The 864-nt window shown below is 61.6% G+C and carries 1 protein-coding gene; it reads left to right on the forward strand.

Annotation, left to right across the window (positions count from 1 at the left end):
- Nucleotides 1–353 precede the first annotated feature (353 nt).
- Nucleotides 354–773 (forward strand): OsmC family protein, encoded by a 420-nt coding sequence (locus ACK4TH_RS12415; RefSeq protein ID WP_409626897.1) that lies wholly within the window; start codon nucleotides 354–356, stop codon nucleotides 771–773.
- The last annotated feature ends 91 nt before the right edge of the window (nucleotides 774–864 follow it).

Raw genomic sequence — 864 nt, forward strand, 5'->3', positions numbered from 1 at the left:
ATCCACGCCGACGGCTAAAATCGCAGCCTACATGATCCTAACGATCATGGTTGCGATATCACCCAGCAGATGAAACCGGCGGACCGTTCGGCTCTTGGTTCGCTTCTGGGGTTGTCGTACGGTCCGGGCGCGGGATACCCACGACGCGCTGCGCTCGGACATGTGCGCGCCCGATTCGAGCTCCTCGTCCACGGCCGTCGGCATGACGTTCGGATACCACCCCCGTCCCGTCGGTTTCATCTCATTGACCATGTAGTTTCACGCCAACGGAGATGGCCGCTTTCATCCTGCGGAAGGCTTTGGTTCCATCCGTTGGCCTGATTCAACCTCGAAAGGAGGAGAGGTCCGAGATGTTGGAATGCACGGTACATTGGCAGCCACGTGGCATGAGTTTCATTGCGGAAACCGGTTCCGGCCATATGGTGGCGATGGATGGCCCCCCCGAGGCCGGTGGCCGCAACCTGGCGCCGCGGCCCATGGAGCTGTTGCTGGCCGGTACCGGCGGGTGCACCGCCTTCGACGTGGTATCGATCCTGAAAAAATCGCGCCAGGACGTCACCGATTGCGCCGTGCGGATCACGGCCGAGCGTGCCGAACAGGATCCCAAGGTGTTTACACGCATCGACCTGCATTTCATCGTCAAAGGCCGCGGCTTGAAGCCAGAGGCGGTCGAGCGCGCCGTCAAGCTCTCGGCCGAAAAATACTGCTCGGCCTCGATCATGCTGGGCAAGTCGGCCCAGATGCATCACAGCTGGGAAATCATCGAGGTCTGATCAAATCCAGTAGGCGGTCGTCGTCATCACCTTGGCGGCCAGCTTCATCGCCCCCTTGGCGAAGCGCGGCAGCTCGGCCGCGCCGAGACTG

It is taken from the genome of Tepidimonas sp., assembly GCF_046292505.1.
GTDB lineage: Bacteria > Pseudomonadota > Gammaproteobacteria > Burkholderiales > Burkholderiaceae_C > Tepidimonas.